Source organism: Duganella sp. HH101, assembly GCF_001758795.1.
Classification (GTDB): Bacteria; Pseudomonadota; Gammaproteobacteria; order Burkholderiales; family Burkholderiaceae_D; genus Rugamonas; species Rugamonas rivuli.
Genome location: NZ_LRON01000005.1, coordinates 63214 through 88507, shown reverse-complemented (window position 1 = coordinate 88507; position 25294 = coordinate 63214). Strand labels below are relative to the sequence as shown.

Here is a 25294-nt window from a genome sequence, read left to right as displayed (position 1 = left end):
GCCATGAATTTTTCCTCCCTATCGATCAAGAACCCGATCCCGGCCATCATGCTGTTCGCGCTGCTGACGCTGGCCGGGCTGCTGGCCTTCAAGGCCAATCCGGTGCAGGACTTCCCGGACATCGAACTGCCCATCGTCACCGTCACCGCCACGCTGGACGGCAGCGCGCCGGCCCAGCTGGAAACCGAAGTGGCGCGCAAGATCGAGGACTCGGTCGCCACGCTGCAAGGCGTGAAGAACATCTCGACCACGGTGCTGGACGGCGTGTCCACCACCGTCGTGGAATTCATCCTGGAGAAGCAGATCTCCGACGCCGTCAACGAAGTACGCGACGCCGTGGCCCGCGTCAAGGCTGACATGCCGGCCGAGCTGCGCGATCCGACCGTGACCAAGGCCTCCACCGCCGGCCGCGTGATCATGACCTTCACCGCCGCCGCCTCCAAGGCGCCCGGCGAGAAGATGGACAACCAGGAGCTGAGCTGGTTCGTCGACAACGCCGTCTCCAAGCGCCTGCTGTCGGTACCCGGCGTGGGCGCGGTCAAGCGTGTCGGCGGCGTGAAACGCGAGATCCGCGTGGAGCTCGACGACGCCCGCATGGCCGCCCTGCGCGTGTCCGCGCTGGACGTCTCGCGTCAACTGCGTCTGGTGCAGAAGGAAGCGCCGGGCGGACGCGGCGACGTCAGCGGCGCCGAGCAATCGGTGCGCACCATCGCCACCGTGCAGAGCGCGGCCGAGCTGTCGGCCGTCGAACTGCCGCTGGCGGACGGACGCCGCGTGCGTCTCGACCAGGTTGCCACCGTCACCGACACCGTCTCCGAACCGCGCGCCATCGCCCTGCAGGACGGCGTGCCGGTGATCGGCTTTGAAATCTTCCGCACCAAGGGCGCCAGCGAAATGGACGTCGCCAAGGGCGCGCGCGCCGCCATCGACGAACTGGCCAAGAGCTATCCGCGCGTGGAACTGAAGCAGGTGATCGACAACGCCTTCCCGGTCGAGGAAAACTTCGAAGGCTCGATGGAGCTGCTGTACGAAGGCGCGATCCTGGCCGTGCTGGTGGTGTGGTGGTTCCTGCGCGACTGGCGCGCAACGCTGGTGGCCGCCGCCGCGCTGCCGCTGTCGGTGATGCCGGCCTTCCTCGGCCTGTACCTGTTCGGCTACACCCTCAACACCGTCACACTGCTGTCGATGGCGCTGGTGGTGGGTGTGCTGGTCGACGACGCCATCGTCGAAATCGAAAACATCGCGCGCCACCTGCGCATGGGTAAAACCCCGATGGAAGCGGCGATGGAAGCGGCCGACGAAATCGGCATGGCGGTGATCGCCACCACCTTCGCGCTGGTCGCCGTGTTCCTGCCGACCGCCTTCATGGGCGGCGTGCCTGGCCTGTTCTTCAAGCAGTTCGGCTGGACCGCCGTGGTGGCGGTGCTGGCATCGCTGGTGGTGGCGCGTCTGCTGACGCCGATGATGGCCGCCTACATCCTCAAGCCCATCATGCACGGCGAGGAAAAAGACGGCTGGCTGATGACGCGCTACATCCGCGTGATGCGCTGGTGCCTGAGGCATCGCCTGGTGACGGCGATCGCCTCGCTGGCCTTCTTCGTCGGTTCGATCATGCTGGTCGGCCTGCTGCCGACCGGCTTCGTGCCGCCGGCCGACCGCGCCCAGACCCAGATCAACCTGGAACTGCCGCCCGGCTCCACGCTGGCGGAAACCAGCGTGATCGCCGAACGCGCCCGCAAGGCCGCGATGGAAGTCAAAGGCATCAAGGCCGTATTCAGCTCCATCGGCGGCGGCTCCAGCGGCGACGCCTTCGCACCCGGCACCGCGGCCGAAGCCCGCAACGCCGTGCTGACGCTGACCACCGCGCACCGCAACGACCGCAAGGAATCGATGGCCGACCTGGAAGCGAGCATCCGCCACAAGCTTGACGCCATTCCCGGCGCCCGCTTCAAGGTGGGCCCGCCGGACAACGGCGTCAAGATGCAGTTGGTGCTGCGCAGTGAAGATCCGGTGGCGCTGAAGGAAACCGCGCAAAAAGTGGAGCGCGAAATGCGCACCCTCAAAGGCGTCGGCAACGTGCGCTCCAGCGCCTCGCTGGTGCGTCCGGAGATCATCGTCACGCCGGACTTCGCCAAGGCCGCCGACCTGGGCGTGACCGCGGCCTCGATCGGCCAGACGGTGCGCGTCGCCACCGCAGGCGACTACGACACCGACCTGACCAAGATGAACCTGCCGGAACGCCAGGTGCCGATCCGCGTCAAGCTGCCGGACGCCGTGCGCGCCGACCTGGAAGCCATCGGCCGCCTGACGGTGCCGGGCAAGAACGGTCCGGTGCTGTTGGCCACCGTCGCCACCATCACGATGGAAAGCGGCCCGGCGCAGATCAATCGCCTCAACCGCAGCCGCAACGTCACGCTGGAAGTGGAGCTGGGCAAACGCTCGCTGGGCGAGGTGAACGAGGAAGCGCGCGCGCTGCCGACGATGAAGAACCTGCCGCCGTCGGTGAAGATCGCGGAACTGGGCGACACCCAGGAGATGGCGGCGCTGTTCGCCAGCTTCGGCCTGGCCATGCTGATCGGCGTGGTCTGCATCTACTGCGTGCTGGTGCTGCTGTTCAAGGACTTCATGCAGCCGGTGACGATTCTGTTCGCCCTGCCGCTGTCGATAGGCGGCGCCTTCGTGGCGCTGCTGATCACCGGCCGCGCGCTGTCGATGCCGTCGATGATAGGCCTGATCATGCTGATGGGGATCGTTACGAAAAACTCAATCTTGTTGGTTGATTATGCTATTCTGGCGCGTCAGGAAGGCATGAGCCGTTTCGAAGCATTGGTCGACGCCTGCCACAAGCGCAGCCGTCCGATCCTGATGACCACCATCGCCATGGGCGCCGGCATGATGCCGCTGGCGCTGGGCTGGGGCGCCGATCCAAGCTTCCGTTCGCCGATGGCGATCACGGTGATCGGTGGCCTGATCACGTCGACGTTACTGAGCCTGCTGGTGATACCGGCCGTGTTCACCTACATCGACGATCTGGAACATCTGCTGAAACGCCTGATGGGCATGCTGCGCCGCCAGCCGGCGCCGGCCCCTGAAGAAAGCGCCCCACCGCTGCGCAAGATCGCGGGCGGCGGCCACTGACACCAACTCAAGGAGATCGATATGGAATATGAAGTCAAGGAATTGCCCGCGGTACGCGTAGCCTACCTGCGCTACAAGGGTCCGTTCGGTGCGCCGATCGGCGAGTTCTGGAAGGAAGTGTTCACGCCGTGGCAGAAAGCCTACGGCCTGGTGAACAAAGTCACCTACGGCGTGGCGCAGGACGACCCTAGCACCACGCCGCCGGAGCAGTGCCGCTACGACGCCTGCGTCGAAGTCTCCGCCGAGTATCCGATCAAGGACCCGGCGAAGGAAGCGACGATACCGGCCGGCCGCTACGCGGTCGCCAAGTTCAAGGGCACCGGCGACCAGGTGCCGCAGATGTGGGGCGAGTTCTTCGGCCAGCTGCACGCCGAAGGCAAGGCCGACGCGGGCGCCTGCTTCGAACGCTATCCGGCCGACTATGCGATGGACCCGGCCACCGGCGTGTTCGAAGCGGAGCTGTGCATCCCGGTCAAGTAATCGTCATTCCCGCCATGCTGCGGCGATGAGCACGCGGCCTATGGATTCCCGCCTTCGCGGGAACGACGAGGGTCCGGCGGCGCCGTCCAGCCGCCGCCCATGGCGCGGTACAAATCCACCGACGCCACCAGCGTGCGCGTCTTCAGTTGCAAACGTCCCACGTCGGCGTTGTACAGCGTGCGCTGGGCATCCAGCTCCTCCAGATACGAAGCGTAGCCGTTGCGATAGCGGTTGTGCGCGATGCGCAGCGTCTCGGCCGCCGTGGCGCGGCGCGCGTCGTTCTGCACCGCCTGTTCCTTCAAGCGCGCCAGCGCTCCCAGGCTGTTGTCGGTTTCCGCGAACGCCGTGCGCACCGCATTCTCGTACGCATAAACCGTTTGGTCGCGCTGCGCGGCAACGGCATCGGTCTGGTGCTGCACGCGGTCGCCCTCGAACACCGGCGCGGCGACCGCCCCCGTCAAGCGCCACAAAGCGGTCGGCGCGTTGACGAAATCGTGCCATTTCAAATTCTGCACACCGCCCACCATCGTCAGCTTGAACGACGGCAGCAGCTGGTCGCGCGTGGCGGCCAGGTTGGCGTTGACGGCGACCAGGTTGAATTCAGCGCGGGCGATGTCGGGACGCCGACGCAGCAGTTCCGACGGCAGGCCTGCGGGGACGGGCGGCGCTTGCAGCTGCGCCAGCTCCAGGCCGCGCGCGACCGGCCCCGGATTGCCGCCGGTGAGGATGGACAGCGCGTTTTCCTGCTCGAAGATGGAGCGCTTCAGCTGCGGCACCTGCTCGGCCGTGGTTTGATATTCAGCTTGCGCCTGCAGCCACTCCAGCCGCGAGCTGTAGCCCACATCGAACTGCCGCTTGGCCAGGTCGCGCGATTCTTCGCGCAGCTTCAGCGTCGCTTCGATCAACGCCAGCTGGGCATCCAGGCCGCGCAGGTTCAGATAGCCCGAGGCCACGGTGGCGGCGATCGACAACGCAGCCGCATCGGCGTTGGCCTGCTCCGCCTGATAGGTGGCGGTGGCGGCGTCGGTGGCCGCAGCCAGCCGGCCCCACACATCGACTTCATAACTGGCCTGGAACTCGGCCTGGTAGACGTTGGTGACGTAGGGCATGCCGTTGTAGGCCAGCTGGCGCGTGCGGGTCGGCGCGGTGTCGACGAAGACGTTGGCCTTCTGCCCGGCGGCGGCCACGCCGACCAGCGCGCGGTACTGCGCCACGCGCGCGCGGGCGATGCCCAGGTCGCCGTTATGCTCCAGCGCTGCGGCCACCAGCGCGCTCAGCGCCGGATCGCCGAAGGCTTGCCACCATTGCGCGGAGACGACGGCGCCCTGCCCTGTTTCGGCGGCGGTGCGCCAGGCGGACGGCGTCTGCAAGGACGCTGCCGGCGGAGGCGGCGCCTTGGCCGCGCAGCCGGCCAGCGCCAGCGCCAGCGCGACCGCCGCCGTCCTCGGCGCCGATCTCACGCGCAGCTTCATGGCTTGGCTCCGGCGGTCTTGGCCGGCGCGGCGGCCGAATCGTTGAGTACCGCCGACGTATCGATGCTGACCACCACCGACATACCCGGCGCCAGGCGATGCGCCTTGGCCTGCCCCGCATCGATGCGGATGCGCACCGGAATGCGCTGCGCGATCTTCACGTAGTTGCCGGTCGCGTTATCGGCCGGCAGCACGCTGAACTCCGAACCGGTGGCCGGCGAGATCCGCTCCACCTGGCCGGTCAGCTGCGCGCCATCCAGCGCATCGACCTTGAAGGTGGCGCTCTGCCCGACCTGCACGCCGTTCATCTGCGTCTCCTTCAGGTTGGCGATCACCCACAGCTGGCGCGGCACAAGCCCCATCAGCTGCGCGCCCGTGTTGACGTACGCGCCCTTGCGCACCGTGACCTGGCCCAGCTGGCCGTCTTCCGGCGCCGTGATGCGCGTGTTGTCCAGGTCCACCTTGGCCGCCTTCAGCGCCGCCGTCGCATTCGCCACGGCCGCCGCCAGCGACAGCTTGTTCACCACCACCGACTGCACCTGCTGGCGGGCGATCTCCAGGCTGGCGCGCGCCTGCGACACCGCCGCCGCCGTCTGCGCCTTGGCCGCCTTGGACGAATCCTGCTCGCGCAGCGACAGCGAACCGTCGGCCGCCAGCGAATTCACGCGGCTCAAATCGGCCACCGCCTTGGCGGCCTGCGCTTCCGCGTTGGCCAGCGTGGCCTGGTTCAGCGCCACGCCCGCTTCCGCCGTGCGGCGGGCCTGCTCCCAGTTGGCCAGCGCCGCCTTCTGCGCGGCCAGCTGGGCCTCCGCCTGTTCGTAGCGCTGCTGGTAGATGCGGTCGTCGATCTGCACCAGCAAATCGCCCTGCTTCACCTGCTGGAAATCCTGCACCCGCACATCGGTCACGTAGCCGGGCAACTGGGTGCCGATCAGCGTGACCTGGCCGCGCACCAGCGCGTTCTCGGTGGAGACGATGGCGCTGCTGAACGGCGGCAGCCGCCACGCATACAGCACGATCAGCACACCGACCAGGGCCACCAGGGAAAACGCGATCGCCGAAATGATCTGCGCGCGCCGGTCGGGCGCGGGCGCCACCGGCGCGGCTGCGGCAACGGCTGCCGCCGCAGCCGCGGCGGCCACCGCCGCCACGCGGGTTTCGGAAGAGGAGGAATTGTCGGGAGTATTGTCAGCCATAGGGGTCAGCGTGATCCGGAATTGTTGAGAGAGACATTGGCCATGCCGGTTTGTGCGTTGTGCGCCGGGCTGCCCGGGCAGACCACGCACACCGTCCACAGATAGCGGCCCAGCATCCACGCCAGTGTCAGCAGCGCCACCAGGGTAATCATCAGGAAGACATCGTTGTAGGCCAGGATGTTGGCCTCGCGCGTGGCGGCCGCGCCCAGCGCCGCCACGCCGGTGGCGCTGCGGGCGGCGGGATCGGCCAGCGCCGCGCCGACCGTGGCGCCGCCGCTCTGGATGCGCGCGGCCACCATCGGATCGAGCAAGCTCAGATGCTCGACCAGTATGCTGGAGTGGAACTTCTCGCGCAGCACCTGGAAGGTGCCGACCAGCGCCGAGCCAAGCAGGCTGCCCAGCGTCTGCGTGATGCTGAACATGACAGAGAAGCTGACCAGGTTATTCGGCGCCGCGATCACGGCGCCGAAGCCCGACACGAACGTCGGCCCGATGAAGAAGGCGCCGCCGAACGCCAGCAGGAACTGGCTCGCATACAGGTCGGCCGGCCGGGTCAGGTTGGTGGCGTCGGAATCCATGTAGGCGCCGGCCGCCATCACCGCCAGCGAGAACATCAGCTGCAACGGGATGCGCGCCGGCGTGATGGTCAGCGCGCTGGCCACCAAGCCGGCCACGGTGCCGATCATGACGACGATCCACAACATCTGCATCTGGTCGTTGTTCAGGCCCAGCGCCTGCAGGAAGCCCACGGTGCCGTTGGCCTCCGACTGCACCACGCGGATCAGCAGCACCGACATGGCCAGCCGCGCGATATTGCCGTTGCTGAGCCAGCGCGTGTTGAGCAGCGGCCGCGCGCGGTTATGCTCGACCAGCAGCGCGGCGGCGATCAGCACGATGGCGCCGGCCAGGCACAGGCCCAGCCAGCGCGATTCGAACCACCACACGGTGCGGCCCAGCGCCAGCACCGCCGACAGCAGCGCCACGCCGGGCGCGAACAGGCCGAAGGTGAGGAAGTCCATTTTCTCGAAGGCCTTGACGCGGTCGCCCGGCGGCAGCTTGAGCGCCAGCACGCAGGCCAGCGACAGCAAGGCCAGTCCCAGTTCGAAGAAGTACAGGCCGCGCCATTCGCCGAACTCCATCAGCTCCGACGAGAACATGCGCGCCATCGGCAGCGCCAGTTGCGAGAAGCCGATGCCGAACACCACCGCCTTGAGCCGGTGCTGCGCCGGGAAGGCCTGCAGCGTGTAGTACAAGCCGAGCGTGGTCAGCGCGGCGCCGCTCATGCCGTGCGCGGCGCGCACCGCGATGGCCGAGGCCAGGCCGTGCACGAACAGGTGGGCCACGGTGGCCAGCGCATACAGCACCAGGAACAGCTCCGTGAACAGGCGCAGGCCGTACTGCTGGCGGAACTTCACCAGCAAGAGGTTCATCGACACATTGGCCATCACATAGGCGGCCGGCAGCCACTGGATCTCCGCCGAGTAGACGCCGAGCGAGCCTTGCAGGTAAGGCAGGTTGACCGACACCAGCGCGTTACCCAGGCCGCCGGTGACGGCGACGATGAAGCCGACGACCAGGAAGGCCAGCCGGCGCTCGGCCGTGTGCAGGGGGGTGGACGGCGATCCCGGCAACGTGGGGCGCTCGTGCGGAAGCCAGACTTGTGGGGCGTACACGTCCATGTTCAGATGATCCTGATGCGATTTTTGCGGGGCGTAAACTGCACAATGACGAGCATATCACTATGCTCGTCATTGTTGCGTATTTTACAGCCCGGACAAAAGGGATAGCTTTACAGGGCCACCGCCTCCGTCTCGCGCTGGAAGTTGCGGTGCCCGGCCAGCGCCAGCTTGAACTCCGCCAGCGCCGCTGCCAGGCCGCCGGCGTCCGTGCTCCACAGCGCCAGGTCCGGCGCGCCGCTTTCCAGCGTGGCCGGCACGCCCGCCTTCACCAGCAGCTCGACCCCGGCGCCCACCGCCAGCACAGGCTTGCAGTGGCGGTACTGCAGGCGCACGAAGTCCAGCGCGTCGGCGTCGCCCATCAGCATGGCGGCGCTGGCGGCGCCGTCGGCCACGATCATCGCGTCGTACAGCACCGCCGGACCGGCTTCGATGGAAATCTCGATATCGAGCTTGCCGCCGTCGGCGGTCGTCAGTTGCCCCAGCTGCGGCGCCACGATGCGCGGCACCGCGCCCGCCGCCAGCAGATCGGCATAGATGGCCTTCACGCTGGCCGCCTCCACGCCATGGCCGGCCAGGATGGCGACGCGGCGGGTGGCGATGCCGGTCTCGCCCGGCCGCGCCAGCAGCGACAAGGCCGGCGACGGTTCGTAGTGCGGCGATTCGGCGTCGGTGGCGAGCGGCATCGGCGCCGGCACTTCCAGGCCCAGTCCCTGCGCCACGCCTTCGGCCAGGATGGGATCGACATTGGCCAGCATCGACAGCAGCCGCACGCGGATCGCCTGCGTCTGCACCCGGCTCAGTTCGAAGCGGAAGGCATTGACGATGTGCGTCTGCTCGGCCGGGGTCTGGCTGATCCAGAACAGGCGCGCCTGCGCATAGTGTTCGGCGAACAGTTCAGGCTTGCCGCGCACCTTGTCCTCCGGCGGCTGCGGCATGCTGGCGGCGGCCGTCGTGAAGCCCGCCATGCCGGCCTGGAACGGGCAGCCGCCGCCCAGCGAGTTCGGCTCGTAGGCCACGCGCCCGCGCACGATCGCCTGGCGGTGCATGCCGTCGCGCTGGTTGTTGTGCACCGGCGCCAGCGGCGCGTTGACCGGTATCTCGTGGAAGTTGACACCGCCCAGGCGGCTGATCTGCGTGTCCAGGTAGGAGTGGATGCGGCCCTGCAGCAGCGGGTCGTTGCTGAAGTCGATGCCGGGCACCACGTGCGCGGTGCAGAAGGCCACCTGCTCGGTCTCGGCGAAGAAGTTGTCCGGGTTGCGGTTCAGGGTCATCTTGCCGACCACCTGCACCGGCACCAGTTCTTCCGGCACCAGCTTGGTGGCGTCCAGCACGTCGAACGGGAATTGCGCGGCCTGCTCCTCGGTGAAGATCTGCAGGCCCAGCTCCCATTCCGGATAGGCGCCGGCCTCGATCGCTTCCCACAGGTCGCGGCGATGGAAGTCGGAATCGGCGCCGGTGATCCTGGCCGCTTCGTCCCACATCAGCGAATGCGTGCCGCCGACCGGATTCCAGTGGAATTTGCAGAACACCGATGCGCCTTCGGCGTTCACCAGGCGGAAGGTGTGCACGCCGAAGCCCTGCATGGTGCGGTAGCTGCGCGGGATGGCGCGGTCCGACATCTGCCACATCAGCATATGGGTCGATTCCGGCATCAGCGTGACGAAGTCCCAGAAGGTGTCGTGCGCGCTGGACGCCTGCGGCATGGCGAAGTGCGGCTCCGGCTTGACGGCGTGGACCAGGTCGGGGAATTTCATCGCATCCTGGATGAAGAACACCGGCATGTTGTTGCCGACCAGGTCCCAGTTGCCTTCGTCGGTGTAGAACTTGACGGCGAAGCCGCGCACATCGCGCACGGTGTCGGCCGAGCCGCGCTCGCCCGCCACGGTGGAGAAGCGCACAAACACCGGCGTGCGCTTGCCGGCAGCGGCGAACGGCGCGGCGCGGGTGGTGTCGCTCAGGTCGCGGTAGCTTTCGAAGTAGCCATGCGCCGCCGAGCCGCGCGCGTGCACCACGCGTTCAGGGATGCGCTCATGATCGAAGTGGGTGATTTTTTCGCGCAGGATGAAGTCTTCCAGCGCGGTCGGGCCGCGCAGGCCGATCTTCAGCGAATTCTGGTTGTCGGCTACCGGCACGCCCTGGTTGGTGGTCAGGCGCTGGCCGCCGCTGTCGACGCGGACGCGGTCCAGCGATGCGTTGAGCGGGTTGACGCCCTGCGGCGGCACGCCCTTGCCGGTCTTGGCCGACGGCGTGGTCTCGCCGGCGGTGCTGGCGGTGGCGGCCGGATGCGGCACGGGGCAGGTCTGCCCGGCCTGCGGCACCAGCGCGGCTGCGCCGTGTTCATTGGATTTGTTGGCGTTGAAGGCCATGCCGGCGGCCAGCTGCTGGCCGGCTGCCGCCTTGGCCAGCAAGGCTTGCTGCGATGGGGAGTCGTTCCCCAGATGCGATGGCGGCGGCGCCGATGAAGGCCCCGACACAGTGCTCAAAACGGAACCGGCGCCGATGACGGACGCCGGCGCTTTTTTTGAATTACCCATGGATGTACCCCGGTCAGCGGCGCCCGAGCAGGCTACCGCGTATCGAGCGACAACCCGGCCGGGCAACCTGGTTTTACTTGGCGCTGCGCGAGCTCAGCAGCTTGGAGATGCCGTAGCCTGCGGCGGCGGCCAGCAATACCGAAATGGCCGGGCTGGCGCGCACGTGGCTGCGGCCCGATTCGGTCAGCGCCTTGCAGCTGGCCGATACTTGCTTGCCGCGTGCGATCAGGCGGTCGGAGGTGCTTTCCACGGTGTCGGCCACTTTGTTGACGCCGTCGGCGACCTTGTCGACACCGTTATGGGCGCTGTTGGCCAGGCGGTCGGTGGTCGGTGGCACCTTGTCGGCGACCTTGTCGATGGCGGCATGCGCGTCGGCGCGCAGGTTGTTGCCGATCTGGGTGACGCCGTCGCGGGCGGAGTTGATTTTGCTATCGATGCTGTTTTCCATGATGCTTTCCTTTTTCGGGTGAATGTTGGAACTGCCAGGGACAAGATAGGCTCATCGCCGCCGCTTAACCGTGCGGAAGCTAACAGAGAGGCAAGCTGGGCAACGCATCGCAGCAATCGGCCCGCTATGTGAAGTGGCACACGGACGGCAGCGTCCGACAGGAGGATGCTGGGGCGGATAAAGACGATACAGGAGGGCGGCATGTTTCCCATCTCATCCGCAGCGCTGACCACGCCGGCCAATGTTGCACCGGTGGCCGAGAGCGCCGCCGTGGCGCCGGTGCGCGCCGACCTGGTGACAGCGGCCGACACGGCCACCGACGCGCCGGCGCCGGCCTCGGTATCGGTGGAATTGTCGCCGGTGGCGAACTTCCTGCTGACGGTGTCGCAATCGCAGCAACAACTGACCCAGCTGCAATCGGCGGCCGCCAACGGCATCGACGCGCGGCAAACCGCCGAGCAAGCCGCGACCTTGAACGACACCACGCAGAATGTCGTGAACGCGTTCAATTTATTGCCCGCAGTCGATTTCAACCAGGCGGAACCGCAAGGGCCGTCGTTGCTGAACCAGCTGGTGCAAAACCTGCAACAGCCCCCGGCCAACAATACAACGCTGCAGTCGGGCGCGCAGACCTTGGCGCGGATCGGCCTCACCTTGCAGCCGCCGTTGCTGTCGGATGCGAGCGGCGGGCTGTCGCTGGACAACGAAGTGCTGCGGACCGCCTTCCGGAGCAATCAGCAGAGCACCACGGACACGCTGCAAAACACGCTCGACACCTTCAGCGCGGTGGCGACGCGTTTTGCCGAACAGCTGAGCGCCGCCGGCACCAGCGCGGCGGAGGCGTTGACGGCGCGGCAGCAGCCCGGGCTGACGCCGGCCGACATCGCCGAGAACGCCCGGCTGGACGTGGCCCGCACGGCGCTCGACCAGCTGTCGCAAAACCCCTTCCAGGACAGCGCGGCGGACCGCCTGGCCGCCCAGCGCGCAAGCCTGGAGCAGCGGCCCGACACGCAGCCCTTGGCCCCGCCCTCGCCCATCGTCAATCCACTCCAGGCATCGACTGCCGAGGTGATCGCGGCGCAGAATGCCGAGGCGGCCAATGCCGCGCAAGATGGCAATGCCGCGCAGGCAAACACGGCGCAGGCGGCGGTCCGCACCGACAATCAAGGCGCAACCCGGACCGGCAACCAGGCCGTCGCGCAAGCGGCGGACGCCACTGCGGCGACCCAGGTTAACAGCGCAGACCTGGCGGCGGCCAACGCCGCCGCCGCGGCCGCCGCGCAGCAAGCCAGCGCCGCCCAGAATGCGGCGGCGCAGGCGCAAGCGGCGCAGAACGCCGCCGCACAGGTGGCGGCCGTCCAGGCAAGCACTCAGCAGACCGACCCGCTGCGCGCCAACCCCGCGCTGGCGTCGGCTATCGCCGCCTACAACATCAACAACACAGGCGCCAGCACCGCAACCGCCCAAGCGGCCGCCGACGCGATCCCGCGCGTGCCGGCCGTGGAAGCCACCGCCCGCTCGCGCGCGATCGGCAGCGCACCATAATTCGGAGACCGGCTACCGGAAGCGTGCAATAATCGGCCGATGCCCACTGCTCAATTGCCGATGATACGCTTGCCGATTCCGGGAATCCTGCTTGCCGCCGCACTGTGCTGCGGGATGCCGGCGCATGCCGTCGCAGGCACGCCGGTCGTCCCACTGCTGATGGGCGATACGCTCGACGAACAGGGCAAGCCCAAGCCGATGACGGCCATCAAGCGCAAACTGCTCGACGCGCTGGAACAGGAACTGGGCGTCACCTTCGCGCCTCATATGTATCCCTGGGCCCGCGCCGAACGCTATGCCATCGACGGCGCGGGCCTGATTTTCGGACTGCCGAAATCGGCCGACCGCCTGCGCGCGCTGCACTACTCCGACATCGCCGCCTACAACAACCTGTGGCTGGTCACGCGCAGCGACGCCACCTTCGCCTTCAACACCATCGACGACCTGCGCGGCAAAACCATCGGCACGGTGCGCGGCTACCAATACGGCGACGAATTCGAACAGGCGCGCAGCCGCAAGCTGTTTCGCACCGAGGAGGACATCTCCTCGCGCGGCACCCGCCTCACCCGGCTGATGCTCAAGCGCGTGGACGCGGTGGTGATGTTCCAGCCCAGCCCCCAGACCGCCCGCGACATCGAAGCCGAACTGCGCGACTTCATGGCGCCCCGCATGCCCGGCCTGGACGCCGCCGCCAACGCCGGTTTCAGCGTGCTGCCCAAACCCCTGGCCACCGACAGCGGCCTGTTTTTCGCCATCGCCCGCGGCAAGGACGACGGCATCATCGACCGCATCAACGCCGCCCTGGCCCGCATCCGCAAGCGCGAGGAGGACGCCAGGCGCCAGCGCCCACCGAATTAAATTTTGAACACGCCCCGTTTGAAAGGCGATATGCCTTAAAACCAGCCAATCGAAAGCCCAAGTCACACGATAATATTTTGCATTTTTGGCGATAATCTCGTCATCGCCTTACAACACCACTCAGGAGATCGCATGAAATTGAAGCATATTGCAGCCGCCCTCGCGCTGCTGGGCGCCGCCGGCGTCCAGGCACAGGATACCGTCGTCAAGATCGGCCATAGCGGCCCGCTGTCCGGCGCGCAGGCGTTTTCGGGCAAGGACAACGAAAGCGGCGTGCGCCTGGCGGTCGAGGAACTGAACGCCAAGCCGATCACCGTGGCCGGCAAGAAGCTCAAGTTCGAACTGCAATCGGAAGACGACCAGGGCGATCCGAAGGCCGGCGTGGCGGCGGCGCAGAAGCTGATCGACCAGGGCGTCAAGTACGTGGTCGGCCCGTACAATTCGGGCGTCGCCATCCCCGCCTCGCGCGCCTACAACGACGCCGGCGTATTGATCGCCTCCGTCGCCACCAACCCCAAGCTCACACAGCAAGGCTACAAGGGCCTGTTCCGCGTGAACGCCAGCGATTCGCAGCTGGGCACCAAGATGGCGCTGTACGCCGCCAATGAACTGAAGCTCAAGACCGTGGCCGTGATCGACGACCGCACCGCCTTCGGCCAGGGCGTGGCGGAAGAATTCAAGAAGCAGGCCAAGGCCGCCGGCATGACCGTGGCCGGCCACGAGTTCACCACCGACAAAGCCTTCGACTTCACCTCCATCCTGACCAAGCTGAAAAACAAGAAGGTCGAAGCGATCTTCTTCGGCGGCTATGCGCCGCAGGCCGCACCGATGGCGCGCCAGATGAAACAGCTGGGCATCAACGCCAAGCTGCTGGGCGGCGACACCATCTGCACCGCGGAGATGGGCAAGCTGGGTGGAGACGCCGTCGGCGAAAACGTCCTGTGCTCGCAAGGCGGCGCCATCCTCGACAAGGCCGCCAGCGGCCCGGCCTTCAAGGCCAAGTTCAAGGCCCGCTTCAAGCAGGAGCCGGACGTCTACGCGGCCGCCTACTACGATGCGACCATGATGTACGCGCAGGCGATGCAGAAAACGAATTCGCTCGATCCGCAGAAAGTGGGAGCGGCCATCAGCGCCGGTGCCTACAAGGGCGTGACGGGCACCTATTCGTTCGACGAGCGCGGCGACATGAAACAGTCGCCTGTGACGATCTTCAACTTCAAGGGCGGCCAGCCGGCTCCACTGACCACCTATTGATGCAGGCTGGGGTCGGCCATCCCGGCCGCCCCCGTGGCGCTGTTGAGCACCGACAGCGCCAGCTCCATGTCGAAATCGCCGACCGCCTGTTCCAGCTTGCGGTAGTGCTGCGGGAAAGACGCCGCCAGCAGCGCGCCATGCTCCACCAGCAGCCGTTCGGCGCGGGCGTCGTCGTCGGCCAGCAGTTCGGCCAGTTCGCGCACGACGGCGTCGCGCTGCGCCGGGTCGACTTCCACGGCGGCCAGCTCCGCCTCCGCCGGCAGGCATGCAACGATGGCGGCCACCTGCCCCGCCAGCACCGCTTCAAGCTGCGCCAGCTGCGGCGCCAACCGCGCCGACAGCTCGGCCGCCCCGGCCTCGCCCACCGCCGCCGGCGACAGCGCGTGTTCCGCTTCCCCAGCCAACAACTGCAAGGCGCCCGCGCCGATATTGCCGGCCAGGCCTTTGAGCGTATGCGCCCCGCGTTCGGCGCCGGCGCGGTCGCCCGCCGCGACCAGCGCGGAGATCTGCCGCACGGCGCCGGCCTGGTTGGCCACAAAGCCGCGCAGCATGGCCAGATAGCGCGGCCGCTTGCCCAGCACGCGGCGCAAGCCGCTCACCATGTCCAGGCCGGGAATGGCTAGCGGGAAGTCGTCTTCCTGCGCGGCCGGCGCGTGCGGAGGTGCGTGCAGAGGTGCGTACGGCAATGCTTCGTCCCGGACGTCGTCGGGCGCCGGCATCGCATGGCGCGGCGGCACCCAGCGCAGCAGCGCGCGCCACAGGTCGTCCGGTTCGATCGGCTTGATGACGAAGTCCACCATGCCGGCCTGGATGCACAGCTCGCGGTCGGCCTGCATGGCGTTGGCCGTCATCGCCACCACCGGCAAGCCGTCCAGCGCCGGCAAGGCGCGCAATGCCCGAGTGGCCTCGACACCATCCATCACCGGCATCTGCATGTCCATCAGGACGATGTCGTACTGCGCGCGCTGCGCCATCGCCACCGCCTCCGCGCCGTTGTTGGCGATTTCCACCACCAGGCCGGCGTCGGCCAGCAGCTCCGCCGCCACCTGCTGGTTCAGTTCATTGTCCTCGGCCAGCAGCACGCGGGCGCCGCGCAGCGTGGCCAGAGCGGCCAGCGTGCTGACCGGCGCCGGACGCGCCAGCGCGCTGTCGTCCACTTCGCCGCCCAGCAAGCGGATCAGGGTATTGAGCAGCACCGAGGAGTTGACCGGCTTGATCAGCACATCGTCGATGCCGGCGTTGTGCGCCTGCTGCTGCACTTCCTCGCGGCCGTACGCCGTCACCATCATCATGCGCGGCGGCTCATGGAGCGCCAGCGCCTTGATCGCGGCCGCCGTGTCGATGCCGCTCATGCCCGGCATCTGCCAGTCCAGCAGCACCACGTGCAGCGGCTCGCCACCGACCGCGGCATCGCGCACCATGCCCAGCGCCTCGGCGCCGGACGACGCCACCCGCACGTCGAAGCGCATGCCGCGCAGCAGCTCGGCCAGCACGCTGCGCGCGCTGTCGTTGTCGTCCACCACCAGCAGGCGCCGGCCGCGCAGGTCCGGCGATGGCAGCAGCGACGGCCGCGCGCCCTGGCCTATCTCCAGGCGGGCGGTGAACCAGAAGGTCGAACCAACTCCCGGCTGGCTCTCGACGCCGACCTCGCCGCCCATCAACTGCGCCAGTTTCTTGGAGATCGCCAGGCCCAGGCCGGTGCCGCCGTACTTGCGCGTGGTGGAGGCGTCGGCCTGCTGGAAGCTCTGGAACAACTGGCGCATCTGCTCTTCGCTCAAGCCGATGCCGGTGTCGCGCACGGCAAAGTGCAGCAGCACGTGGTGCTCGTCGCTGCCACGCACGCGCACCGTCACCGCCACCTCGCCCTGCTCGGTGAACTTGACGGCGTTGTTGGCGTAGTTGATCAGGATCTGGCCCAGCCGCAGCGCATCGCCCACCAGCGCGGTCGGCACGTCTGGAGCGACGTCGAACACCAGCTCCAGGCCCTTGGCGTTGACCTTGTCGCCGATCAGCGTGGCCAGGTTCTCCAGCAGCTGATCGAGCTCGAACGGCTGGTTCTCCACCTGCAGCTTGTCGGCCTCGATCTTGGAGAAGTCCAGGATGTCGTTGATGATGCCCAGCAGATGCTGGCCGGCGCGCTGGATCTTCTGCACGTAGTCGTGCTGGCGCGGCGTCAGGCCGGTCTTCAGCGCCAGGTGGCTCATGCCGATGATGGCGTTCATCGGCGTGCGGATCTCGTGGCTCATATTCGCCAGGAACAGCGACTTGCTGCGCGTGGCGTCTTCGGCGGTCTGCTTGGCGGCGCTGAGCGCCTGCCCCGCCGTGTGCTCGGCGGTGACGTCGGCCAGGTAGCCGTTCCACACTTCCTCGTCCGCATGCTGGTGCACGCAGGTGCAGTGGATGTCGACCCAGCGCGCCGCCACCAGCCCCTGCGCGCCGAACTCCACGCGGCGATGGATGGACCAGTGCTGCCGCGCGCTGTCGGCGATCTGCGCCAGCAGGCCCGCGCGGCCGTCCGGATCGAGCAGCGCAAACAGCATGGCGCCGTCGTCCAGCACATCGCTGGCCTGCAAGCCGGTGATAGCGGTGATCGCGGGGCTCATGAAGCGGAAGCGCGGCTGGCCCGACGCGTCCATCTGGAACTGGTACACGGCCACCGGCAGGTTGTTGGTGATCTCGCGCATGCGGCGCTCGTTCTCGAAGCGCAGGCGGCGCGCGCTTTCGGCGGCGCGGGTGCGGCCCGTGACCACCATCGCGCACAGCCAGACGGCGGCGACGCAGGCGGCGGCCAGCGCCAGCTGGTTCCACAACGGCAGCCACTCGGCCTTGTCCTGCACGACCAGCACGCGCCAGGCGCCGCCGTCGTCCGGCCAGTTCAAATTGCTGGCGGCCAGCGCGTGCGTACGGCCGTTGATATCGACCTGTTTTCCCGTCGGCTCGAACGGCAGTTGCAGCGGGCCGGTGCCGGAGAACAGTTCGCCGAACTGCTTCTCCTTTTCCAGCTGGGCGAGGCGCGCAGGCGCGACCTTCCCGGCCAGCGTGAACAGCCACTCGTTGCGGTTGGTGGCGAACACCACGCCGTCCGGCGACAGCAGCAGCACGGGGTCCTTGCTGCGGGAGAGAACGCGGTCGATTTCACCGGCCGGCATCTTGATGGTGTAGACGCCGGCTATCGGCGTATCGCGCGAATTGCCGCTGTAGATGGGCGCGGCGAAATACAGCCCGCGTTCGTGCGAGTTGCTGCCGATGGCGGCGTAGACGTTGGCCTGCCCTGCCAGCGCGCGCCGGCTGTACGGGCGGTAGCGCAGGTTGCGCCCCACGCCGATGGCCTTGCCCTCTTTGTTCAGGTAAGCGACGGTGGTGCCCTCTCCGTTCAGCACGAACACGGTGTCGGCGCTGTACTGGTCGAGGACCGCGGCGAAGTCCACGTGCAGGCGGTAGGCGTCCGCCGCCAGTTCGCCGGCCAGCAGCAGCTTGACGCTGTCCTCCACCAATCCCATGAGAATGGCGCCGCCCATCACGCGGCCGTCGGTACTGTCGATCTGGATCTGGCGCGCGATGTCGTCCGCCGTCGCCTTCAAGTCGCGCGCGTGCTGCTGGAACACCAACTGGCGCTGGATCAGCACCGCGCCGCCGGCCAGCAGCAGCGCCAGCGCGGCCCAGCGCATGGCGCGCCTGCCGAGCAGGCCGCGCTGCCGCAAAGCGGCCCATATGTGCAAAGGCTTTCGCGCCGATGGTGGCGCCGGGTGCAGGGGTACTCCGTCTGGGGATCCGTCCATGGCGCCTTGCGTTGCATGAATGTTTGTCCGCCGATTATAGCGGAAAAGTGTTGCTCAACCGCTTCCATGGCGGCCATTTATGTGCTTTACTTGGACAGCCAAAATACCAAGGTCTCACCATGCCGCGCACGCCCCTACGCCACATCCTCCGCCTGCTGCTGTGCGGCGCGCTGGCCTGCCTGCACACCGCGCCAGCGCCGGCGGCGCCGCGCCCGCTGGCCTTCACGGCGGTCGATTCGCTGGGCGCCGACAGCCGCGCCATCCTCGCCATCCTCCAGGACCGGCAGGGTTTCGTCTGGATCGGCACCATCGAGGGCGGCTTGTTCCGCCACGATGGCCACAAGCAGGTGCGCTACATGAACGACCCGTCCGACCCGCACAGCCTTCCGGGCGGCCGCGTCACCTCGCTGTTCGAGGACGAAACCGGCAAGCTGTGGGTGGGCACCGACGAAGGCCTGGCGCGCTTCGACCGGGTGGCGAACAACTTCACGCGCTACCTGCCCAAAGGTGGACCGAACAACGCGCGCATCGTACGCCGCATCGTCTCCGACTACAAGGGCGGCATGTGGGTGGCGACATGGGGCGGCCTGCACCACTTCGACCCGCGCAAGGGCAGCTTCGTCATCCACCAGCACGACGACGCCAAACCGGACAGCCTGACCTACAACGACATCAACGCCGTCGCCGTCGACAACAAGGGCGGCGTCTGGGCCGCCACCTGGCCCGGCGGACTGGATTACATGGCGCCCGGCGCCACCGGCTTCCAGCACTTCCGCGTCGACGATCCCGAGCATCCCAACCCCAAGGCCAACGACGTGCGCGCGCTGTACTTCGACAGCGCCGCCACGCTGTGGATAGGTTCGGCCGACGGCCTGGTGACGTGGAAGGCGGGGGAACCCTGGGACAAGCGCGAGGCCTTGTCCGTGCAGGCCAAGCGCGTGACCGACATCGACGAAGACCGCGCCGGCGACATGTGGATCAGCACCCGCACCAGCGGCCTGCTGCGCTGGGACCGCGAGCTGCGCCAGTTCCAGTCCTACCGACACCGCGCCGAGGACGCGCATAGCCTCAACAGCGACGCCATCAACACCACCATGCGCGACCGCAGCGGCACCTTGTGGGTAGGTTCGCTGACCGATGGCGTCAGCCGCGCCAACCTTGGCAACCACGGCTTCGAGCGCTTCGTCCCGCGCGACGTCGATCCGGACTTCGTCAAGTCCAGCAATTTCGTGCGCAGCGTGGGCGCCGCCGCCAACAACCGGCTGTGGCTCGCGCTGGACGACGGCCTGGCGCTGTTCGATCCGGCCAAGCGCGAGATGGTGCGCACCTGGAGCGCCACGCCGAAGCGTCCCGGGGCGCTCAGCTCCAACGTCATCTACAGCACCTACCAGGCGCCGGAGGGCACGCTGTGGATAGGAACTTCCGAAGGCCTGAACCGCCTGGACACGCCGGACGGCCAGTTCAAGGTGATCCACTTCGGCAGCAAGACCACGGACTTCATCAATTCCATCGCGCCCGGACGCGGCGGCGTGCTGTGGCTGGCCACGGGCACCGCGCTGCTGCGCTACGATCCGGCCAGCGGCGCGGTGGAGAGCCATGCGCACGACGACAAGAACCCGGACAGCCGCAGCGTCAACGGCGCCACCACGGTGGTGGAGGACAGCGCCGGCCGCGTATGGAGCGGCGAGTTCTATCGCGGCGGCGGCCTCGATATGCTGGACCCGGCGACCGGCAAGTTCCGACACTTCCGGCTCGATCCGAAGAATCCCGCGAGCCTGAGCAGCGACCGTATCAGCAGCCTGCACCAGGACGCGGACGGCAGCATGTGGGTCGGCACGTCCAAGGGCTTGAACCACGTGGTGGCCGGCAAGAACGGCGCATTCACCATCACCCGCATCCAGGAGAAGGGCGAACTGGGTACGCGCCTGATCGAAGCGATACGCTCGGATAAAAACGGCATGATCTGGGTGACGACGGCGGCGGGCCTGAGCAAGATCGATCCGGTCTCCAGCTCCGTCACAGAGTACTCCGTGGAGGACGGCCTGACCGAGGGCTTCTACATGGACTCCGCCGCCAACACCGGCAACGGCTTGCTCTACTTCGGCAGCAGCAGCGGCGTCACCGCCGTCAATCCGGCGATCCACAGCAGCGCCTCGCGGCCGCCTCAGCTGGCGATCACCGACATCCGCGTGCTCAATCGTTCGCTGGGCGGCAGGAACCCGCCGGCGGACGTGGTGCTGGAAGGCAGCCTGACGCAGCCGCGTTCACTGAGCCTGCCGTGGATCGCCAACACCATCTCGGTCGAGTTCGCCGCGCTGCATTACGCCGAACCGCGCAGGAACGCTTATTCCTACTGGCTGGAAGGCTTCGACCAGCAACCGGTGCAGGCCGATGCGGGACATCCGGTGGCCACCTACACCAATCTGGCGCCGGGTAAGTACCGCTTCCACCTGCAGGGCACCAACAACAAGGGCGTGGCCAGCCGCGACGAAATCGTCCTGCCGATCACCATCACGCCGCCGCTGTGGGAAACGTGGTGGGCGCGCACTGCCGTGGTGCTGTTGGTGCTGGCGTCGATGGCGGTGCTGTTCCGCTGGGCGGTAAGGCGCCTGAATGCGCGGGCGCGCGAACTGGAAGCGCTGGTGCAGGAGCGTACGGAGGCGCTGCGGGTAGCCCAGCACAAGCTGGCCAACCTGTCGGCCACCGACAGCCTGACCGGCATCGCCAACCGCCGCTGCTTCGACGACCAATTGGCGCGCGAATGGCGGCGCGCTGCGCGAGAGGAAAAGCTGGTGGCGGTGGGCCTGGTGGAGATCGACCATCTAGGCGCCTACCGCGACCACCATGGCCAGCAGGCGGCCGACGACGTGCTGCGGCGCGTAGCCGATGCGCTGAGCGGTTCCGTGCAGCGCGCGGGCGATCTGGTGGCGCGCTACGGCGCCAGCCAGTTCGCCTTCCTCGCTCCCGGCACCAGCGGCGCGGAAGCGATGCTGATCGCGCACCGCATGGAAGATGCCATCGCCGCGTTGAACCTGCCGAATGCGAAAGCGTCATCGGGTGGGGTGAGCGCCAGCATCGGCGTGGCTTCGCTGCCGGCGGCGCAGGACGGCAGCACCGAGGACCTGGTGTTGGCGGCCGATCAGGCGCTGTACCGCGCCCGTTCCGAAGGCGGCAAGCGCAGCGTGCTGGCGCCCGAGGACAACTCGGCGCAGACGGCCTAGGAAAGCTGCAACTCCCAGTAGCCGACATCGATCCAGCGGTCGAACTTGCGGCCGACCTGCTTGAAGTGCGCGACCTTCTCGAAGCCCAGGCTTTCGTGCAGCGCCACGCTGGCTTCGTTGGGTTGCGCGATGCCGCCTATCGCCATGTGGATCTCGCGGACGCGCAGTTCTTCCAGCAGCGCTTTGTACAGCGCCTTTCCAATGCCCTTGCCGCCCTGCCCGAACTCCAGGTAGACGCTGGTCTCGGCGGCGAACCGGTAGGCGCTGCGGGCACGCCATTTGGTCGCGTAGGCGTAGCCGAGCACCATGCCATCCTGCTCATATACCAGCCAAGGCAGGCCTGCGGTGACATCACGGATACGGCCCGCCATTTCCTCCGGCGTGACTGCATGCTCCTCGAAGCTGATGGTGGTGGTGGCGATGTAGTGGTTGTAGATGGCGACGATGGCTGCGGCATCGTCAGGCGTGGCGGGTCTGATCATCGGTGTCAAAGGTAGCGGGTTTCGGCGGGCGGAGATATCCAGTTGTCGGCGCGGCCGTCGACATAGGTGATGGGAGCGTTGGCCAGTTCCTCGTCGCCGACGCCATCGAGGCTGGCGACGTTCACGCCGTAGAACACGCCGTAGCGCGGCGAGTTGCCGATGCCATAGGGCCGCACGCCGCAATGCTTGCAGAAGTAGTGATGCTCGTTCTTCGCGCCGAACTGGTAGACGTTCATCTCGGCCTCGCCGGCCAGCAGGCGGAAGGCTTCCGGCTTCACCATCACGGCCCAGCAGCGTATCTTCAGGCAGAACGAACAATTGCAGCGCAGGCTGCCCTGGCTCAAATCGATATCCGCCTCGAAGCGCACCGCTCCGCAATGGCAGCTGCCGTTATATTTTTTCATCGTTTAGTCCGGTTCGATCACCAGCTGTACGGCGGCGCTGCTGAAATTGGAGATGCCGTATTCGAACGGCTTGCCATCCTGGTCGACGTAGACGGTTTCCACATACAGGATAGGCAGCGAGGTTGGTTGCCCCAGCTGCTGCGCCACTTCGTTGGTCGGCAGGCGCGCGGTGATGCGGCTCAATTTGCGCTGGAACTGCTCGACGCCGAACTGCGCCAACGCCAGATGCGTTTTGCCAGCCTTCGAATACGCTTCGCCGAACCCTTCGAAGCGCGGCAGCGGGAAGTACTGGGTGCATACGCCGATCACTTTGCCGTCCACCACGTCCAGCGAATTGACCGCCAGCGTCTTCGCGCGCGAAGTCAGATCGAGCAGGCCGGCGATCTCCGCCGAAGGCCGCAGGCTCTCCCAGTCGAGAATCTCGCTCTTGCCGACACGGCGCGCTTTGACCACGCTGTGCGCGAGGCGCGTGCGACGCCCTATCTGGTAATCGATGAAGTCCTCGCGCACGAAAGTGCCACGGCCATGCACCACTTCCACCATGCCCTGCTCGACCAGCGCCTTGACCGCCTGCCGCACCGTATGGCGGTTGACGGCGTAGCGCTCCGCCAGTTCCGTTTCGTTCGGCAGCCGCCCTTGCAGGCGGCCGCCCAGAATCTCATTGCCCAGCGACTCCTGGATCTGCTTCCAGACGGTGGTGCCGGCCTGGCGGACGATCATATTTTCAGACATTCAGCAGCACTCCATCGGGCAGTAAAGGAAACCGCGCCGATTGTCGCATATTTGCCGTGGAAGTGGTATGCACGCGCTTTACGGCCGCTCTCCCTTGCCCAGCCGGGCTTCGATCAGCGCCAGTACCGCAGGCAGCTCGGCAACGCTGCCGATGACGTAGTGAGCGCCGGCCGACAGCAGCTTGTCCGCCGCCACCGCGCCCCGCCGCTCGCGTTCCGCTTCCGGCAGCGCGGCCAGTTCCTGCTCGGTCAGGCCGACTTCATTGCCCGACATGGCTACGCCCACCGTCCACATGCCCGCAGCCAAGCCCTCCGCGATGCCGGGAGTGGTGTCGTCGATCTTGACGCAGGCCGACAAGTCCTTCACGCCCAGCGCAATCACGTTCTCCAGCGCCATCCAGGGGCCGGGGCGGCCGCCCGGCGGCAAGTCATCCGTGGCGACGGCGTGATCGACCACCACGCCGTCGGCGGCGGCCTTCGGCAGCAGCTTGTCCATCACCACGCGCGGGTAGCCGGAACAGGAGCCGATCTTGATGCCGCGCGCGCGCAGCGCGGACAGCACCTCGACCGCGCCACGGATCGGGCTGGAATACTGCCCGACGCGCTCCACCTGCAACGGCAGGAAGGCGCTGTACAGCGCATCGACATCCGCGTTCGCCATCGGCGCACCGAAGCGCTCCAGCCAACGCTGCGCGACGCCGTCCTGGCGGCCCAGCGCCTGTATGTGATCCCACTTGGCCAATCCCATCGGCACGCGGGCCTCTGCCAGCGAGATCTTCACGCCGAAGCCGGCGAAAGCGTCGATCAAAACCTGCGTCGGCGCGAAGGAACCGAAATCGACCAGCGTACCGGCCCAGTCGAAGACGACCGCCTGTACGCCGCCCATGTAGGCCGGTGCGCGCTGGCTGTTTGTAATGATGTTCATGCTTGATATCCTCAGGTTAGTTGTTCTGCATACCCATGTCCGCCAGCACGCTGGCGATAGCCGCGACGCCGCGCTCCATGTCGCTGGAATCGATGGCGCCGATACAGCCGACGCGGAAGGTCTCCACCGCCGTCAGCTTGCCCGGGTACAGGATCACGCCGTGTTCCTTCACTCTTCTATAGAACTCGGTGAAATTCCAGTTAGGATGGTCCGGCGCATGGACGGTGACGATGATCGGCGCCTGTATCGCCGCCGGCAGGAAGGATCGCAGGCCGATGGCGGCCAATCCTTCGATCAGTGTCTTGCAATTGGCTTCGTAGCGCGCCAGCCGTGCCGGTTGGCCGCCCTGCTCTTCATACTGGCCCAGCGCGCAGTCGAACGCCGCCACCACGTGCGTGGGCGGCGTGTAGCGCCATTGGCCGGTCCTGCTCATATAGCGCCATTGGTCGTGCAGGTCCAGGGACAGCGAATGCGAGCGCCCCTCCGCCTGTGCCAACGCATCGGTGCGCGCAAGCACAAAGCCCATGCCCGGCACGCCCTCCAGGCACTTGTTGCTGGAGCCAACCACCGCTTCGAAAGCCAGCTCGCGGCACGACAGAGGCAATGCGCCGAAAGCGCTCATGGCGTCTATCACCAGCTTGCAGCCGGCCGCGGCAACTTCGTGGGCGATGGCCGCCAGTGGATTGAGGATGCCGGTGCTGGTCTCGCAGTAGATCACGCCGACGTGGGTGATCTCGGGATCGGCGGCCAGGCGCGCTCGCACCACCGCAGGATCGACCGGCGCGGTCTCGCCGAAATCGGCGATATCGACGCGGCGGCCCATCATGGCGGTGAGCTGCGCCATGCGCTTGCCGTAGGCGCCGTTCACCAGCACCAGCAGCTTGCCGTCGCGCGGCATCAGTGTGCCGATGGCCGCCTCCACGGCAAAGGTGCCGGAGCCCTGCAAAGGCACGCAGCCATAGTCGTCGCCGCCGTCGATGATGGAAAGCAGGCGGCGGCCAAGGCGGGCGGTCAGCGCATTGAAGTCGCCGTCCCACGAACCCCAGTCATGCTGCATGGCGTTCTTGGTGCGGGCGGTGGTGGTCAGGGGACCGGGAGTTAACAGCAGTGGTGCTTGCATGGATGTCATATCAAGTAAGGTGAAAAAA

17 protein-coding genes are annotated in these 25294 nt (G+C 67.2%); 6 read left to right on the top strand and 11 right to left on the bottom strand.

Features of this window, described 5'->3' with window-relative positions; all coding sequences use genetic code 11:
- Positions 1–3 precede the first annotated feature (3 nt).
- Together DUGA2_RS10005 and DUGA2_RS10000 are read left to right on the top strand one after the other, a co-directional pair.
- Complete coding sequence (locus DUGA2_RS10005; RefSeq protein WP_070269161.1) at positions 4–3138, top strand: efflux RND transporter permease subunit; 3135 nt, start codon at positions 4–6, stop codon at positions 3136–3138.
- A gap of 21 nt (positions 3139–3159) precedes the next feature.
- Positions 3160–3618 (top strand): GyrI-like domain-containing protein, encoded by a 459-nt coding sequence (locus DUGA2_RS10000; RefSeq protein ID WP_070269160.1) that lies wholly within the window; start codon positions 3160–3162, stop codon positions 3616–3618.
- A 38-nt stretch (positions 3619–3656) separates the two neighbouring features.
- Here DUGA2_RS10000 and DUGA2_RS09995 read toward each other — a convergent pair whose 3' ends face one another.
- From DUGA2_RS09995 to DUGA2_RS09975, 5 genes are all read right to left on the bottom strand, one after another.
- Entirely contained in the window at positions 3657–5090 is a 1434-nt protein-coding gene (locus tag DUGA2_RS09995; RefSeq protein ID WP_070269159.1) for an efflux transporter outer membrane subunit, read from the bottom strand.
- On the bottom strand, positions 5087–6286 hold the full coding sequence (locus DUGA2_RS09990; RefSeq protein WP_070269158.1) for an HlyD family secretion protein: 1200 nt from the start codon (positions 6284–6286) through the stop codon (positions 5087–5089). Before DUGA2_RS09990 ends, DUGA2_RS09995 begins: the two co-directional genes overlap by 4 nt.
- Positions 6287–6291: 5 nt before the next feature.
- Complete coding sequence (locus tag DUGA2_RS09985; RefSeq protein ID WP_070269157.1) at positions 6292–7965, bottom strand: MFS transporter; 1674 nt, start codon at positions 7963–7965, stop codon at positions 6292–6294.
- Between the two features lie 110 nt (positions 7966–8075).
- Positions 8076–10499 (bottom strand): catalase, encoded by a 2424-nt coding sequence (locus DUGA2_RS09980; protein WP_070269156.1) that lies wholly within the window; start codon positions 10497–10499, stop codon positions 8076–8078.
- Positions 10500–10572: 73 nt separating this feature from the next.
- Positions 10573–10947 carry a hypothetical protein gene (locus DUGA2_RS09975; RefSeq protein WP_070269155.1) on the bottom strand — a complete coding sequence of 125 codons (375 nt, stop codon included), beginning with the start codon at positions 10945–10947 and terminating at the stop codon, positions 10573–10575.
- 201 nt (positions 10948–11148) lie between these two features.
- Here DUGA2_RS09975 and DUGA2_RS09970 point away from each other — a divergent pair, with 201 nt between their 5' ends.
- The 3 genes from DUGA2_RS09970 to DUGA2_RS09960 all read left to right on the top strand — a co-directional run bounded on the left by DUGA2_RS09970 (position 11149) and on the right by DUGA2_RS09960 (position 14604).
- A complete protein-coding gene (locus DUGA2_RS09970; protein ID WP_070269154.1) occupies positions 11149–12492 on the top strand; it encodes a hypothetical protein in 1344 nt (447 codons plus the stop codon).
- A gap of 39 nt (positions 12493–12531) precedes the next feature.
- Positions 12532–13350: an ABC transporter substrate-binding protein gene (locus DUGA2_RS09965; RefSeq protein WP_229214656.1), complete on the top strand. Its 819-nt coding sequence runs from the start codon at positions 12532–12534 to the stop codon at positions 13348–13350.
- A 132-nt stretch (positions 13351–13482) separates the two neighbouring features.
- Positions 13483–14604: a branched-chain amino acid ABC transporter substrate-binding protein gene (locus DUGA2_RS09960; RefSeq protein ID WP_070269153.1), complete on the top strand. Its 1122-nt coding sequence runs from the start codon at positions 13483–13485 to the stop codon at positions 14602–14604.
- On the opposite strand, the gene DUGA2_RS09955 is transcribed toward DUGA2_RS09960, so the two are convergent.
- Positions 14598–18323, bottom strand: coding sequence for a response regulator (locus tag DUGA2_RS09955; protein WP_229214655.1), 3726 nt, complete (start codon positions 18321–18323; stop codon positions 14598–14600). The genes DUGA2_RS09960 and DUGA2_RS09955 overlap by 7 nt on opposite strands.
- Before the next feature lie 179 nt (positions 18324–18502).
- Between DUGA2_RS09955 and DUGA2_RS09950 the strand changes: the two genes are divergently transcribed.
- On the top strand, positions 18503–21604 hold the full coding sequence (locus tag DUGA2_RS09950; RefSeq protein WP_070269152.1) for a two-component regulator propeller domain-containing protein: 3102 nt from the start codon (positions 18503–18505) through the stop codon (positions 21602–21604).
- Here the strand turns inward: DUGA2_RS09950 and DUGA2_RS09945 are convergent.
- The 5 genes from DUGA2_RS09945 to DUGA2_RS09925 form a co-directional block, all read right to left on the bottom strand.
- Positions 21601–22086 (bottom strand): arsinothricin resistance N-acetyltransferase ArsN1 family B, encoded by a 486-nt coding sequence (locus tag DUGA2_RS09945; RefSeq protein WP_070269151.1) that lies wholly within the window; start codon positions 22084–22086, stop codon positions 21601–21603. The genes DUGA2_RS09950 and DUGA2_RS09945 overlap by 4 nt on opposite strands.
- 5 nt (positions 22087–22091) lie before the next feature.
- Complete coding sequence (locus DUGA2_RS09940; RefSeq protein WP_070269150.1) at positions 22092–22490, bottom strand: GFA family protein; 399 nt, start codon at positions 22488–22490, stop codon at positions 22092–22094.
- 3 nt (positions 22491–22493) lie between these two features.
- Positions 22494–23222, bottom strand: a complete 729-nt coding sequence (phnF, locus tag DUGA2_RS09935) for a phosphonate metabolism transcriptional regulator PhnF (protein ID WP_083296276.1) — start codon at positions 23220–23222, stop codon at positions 22494–22496.
- Between the two features lie 78 nt (positions 23223–23300).
- Positions 23301–24146: a phosphonoacetaldehyde hydrolase gene (gene phnX, locus DUGA2_RS09930; RefSeq protein ID WP_210402547.1), complete on the bottom strand. Its 846-nt coding sequence runs from the start codon at positions 24144–24146 to the stop codon at positions 23301–23303.
- 16 nt (positions 24147–24162) lie between these two features.
- Entirely contained in the window at positions 24163–25275 is a 1113-nt protein-coding gene (locus tag DUGA2_RS09925) for a 2-aminoethylphosphonate--pyruvate transaminase (protein WP_070269148.1), read from the bottom strand.
- Positions 25276–25294: the final 19 nt, after the last annotated feature.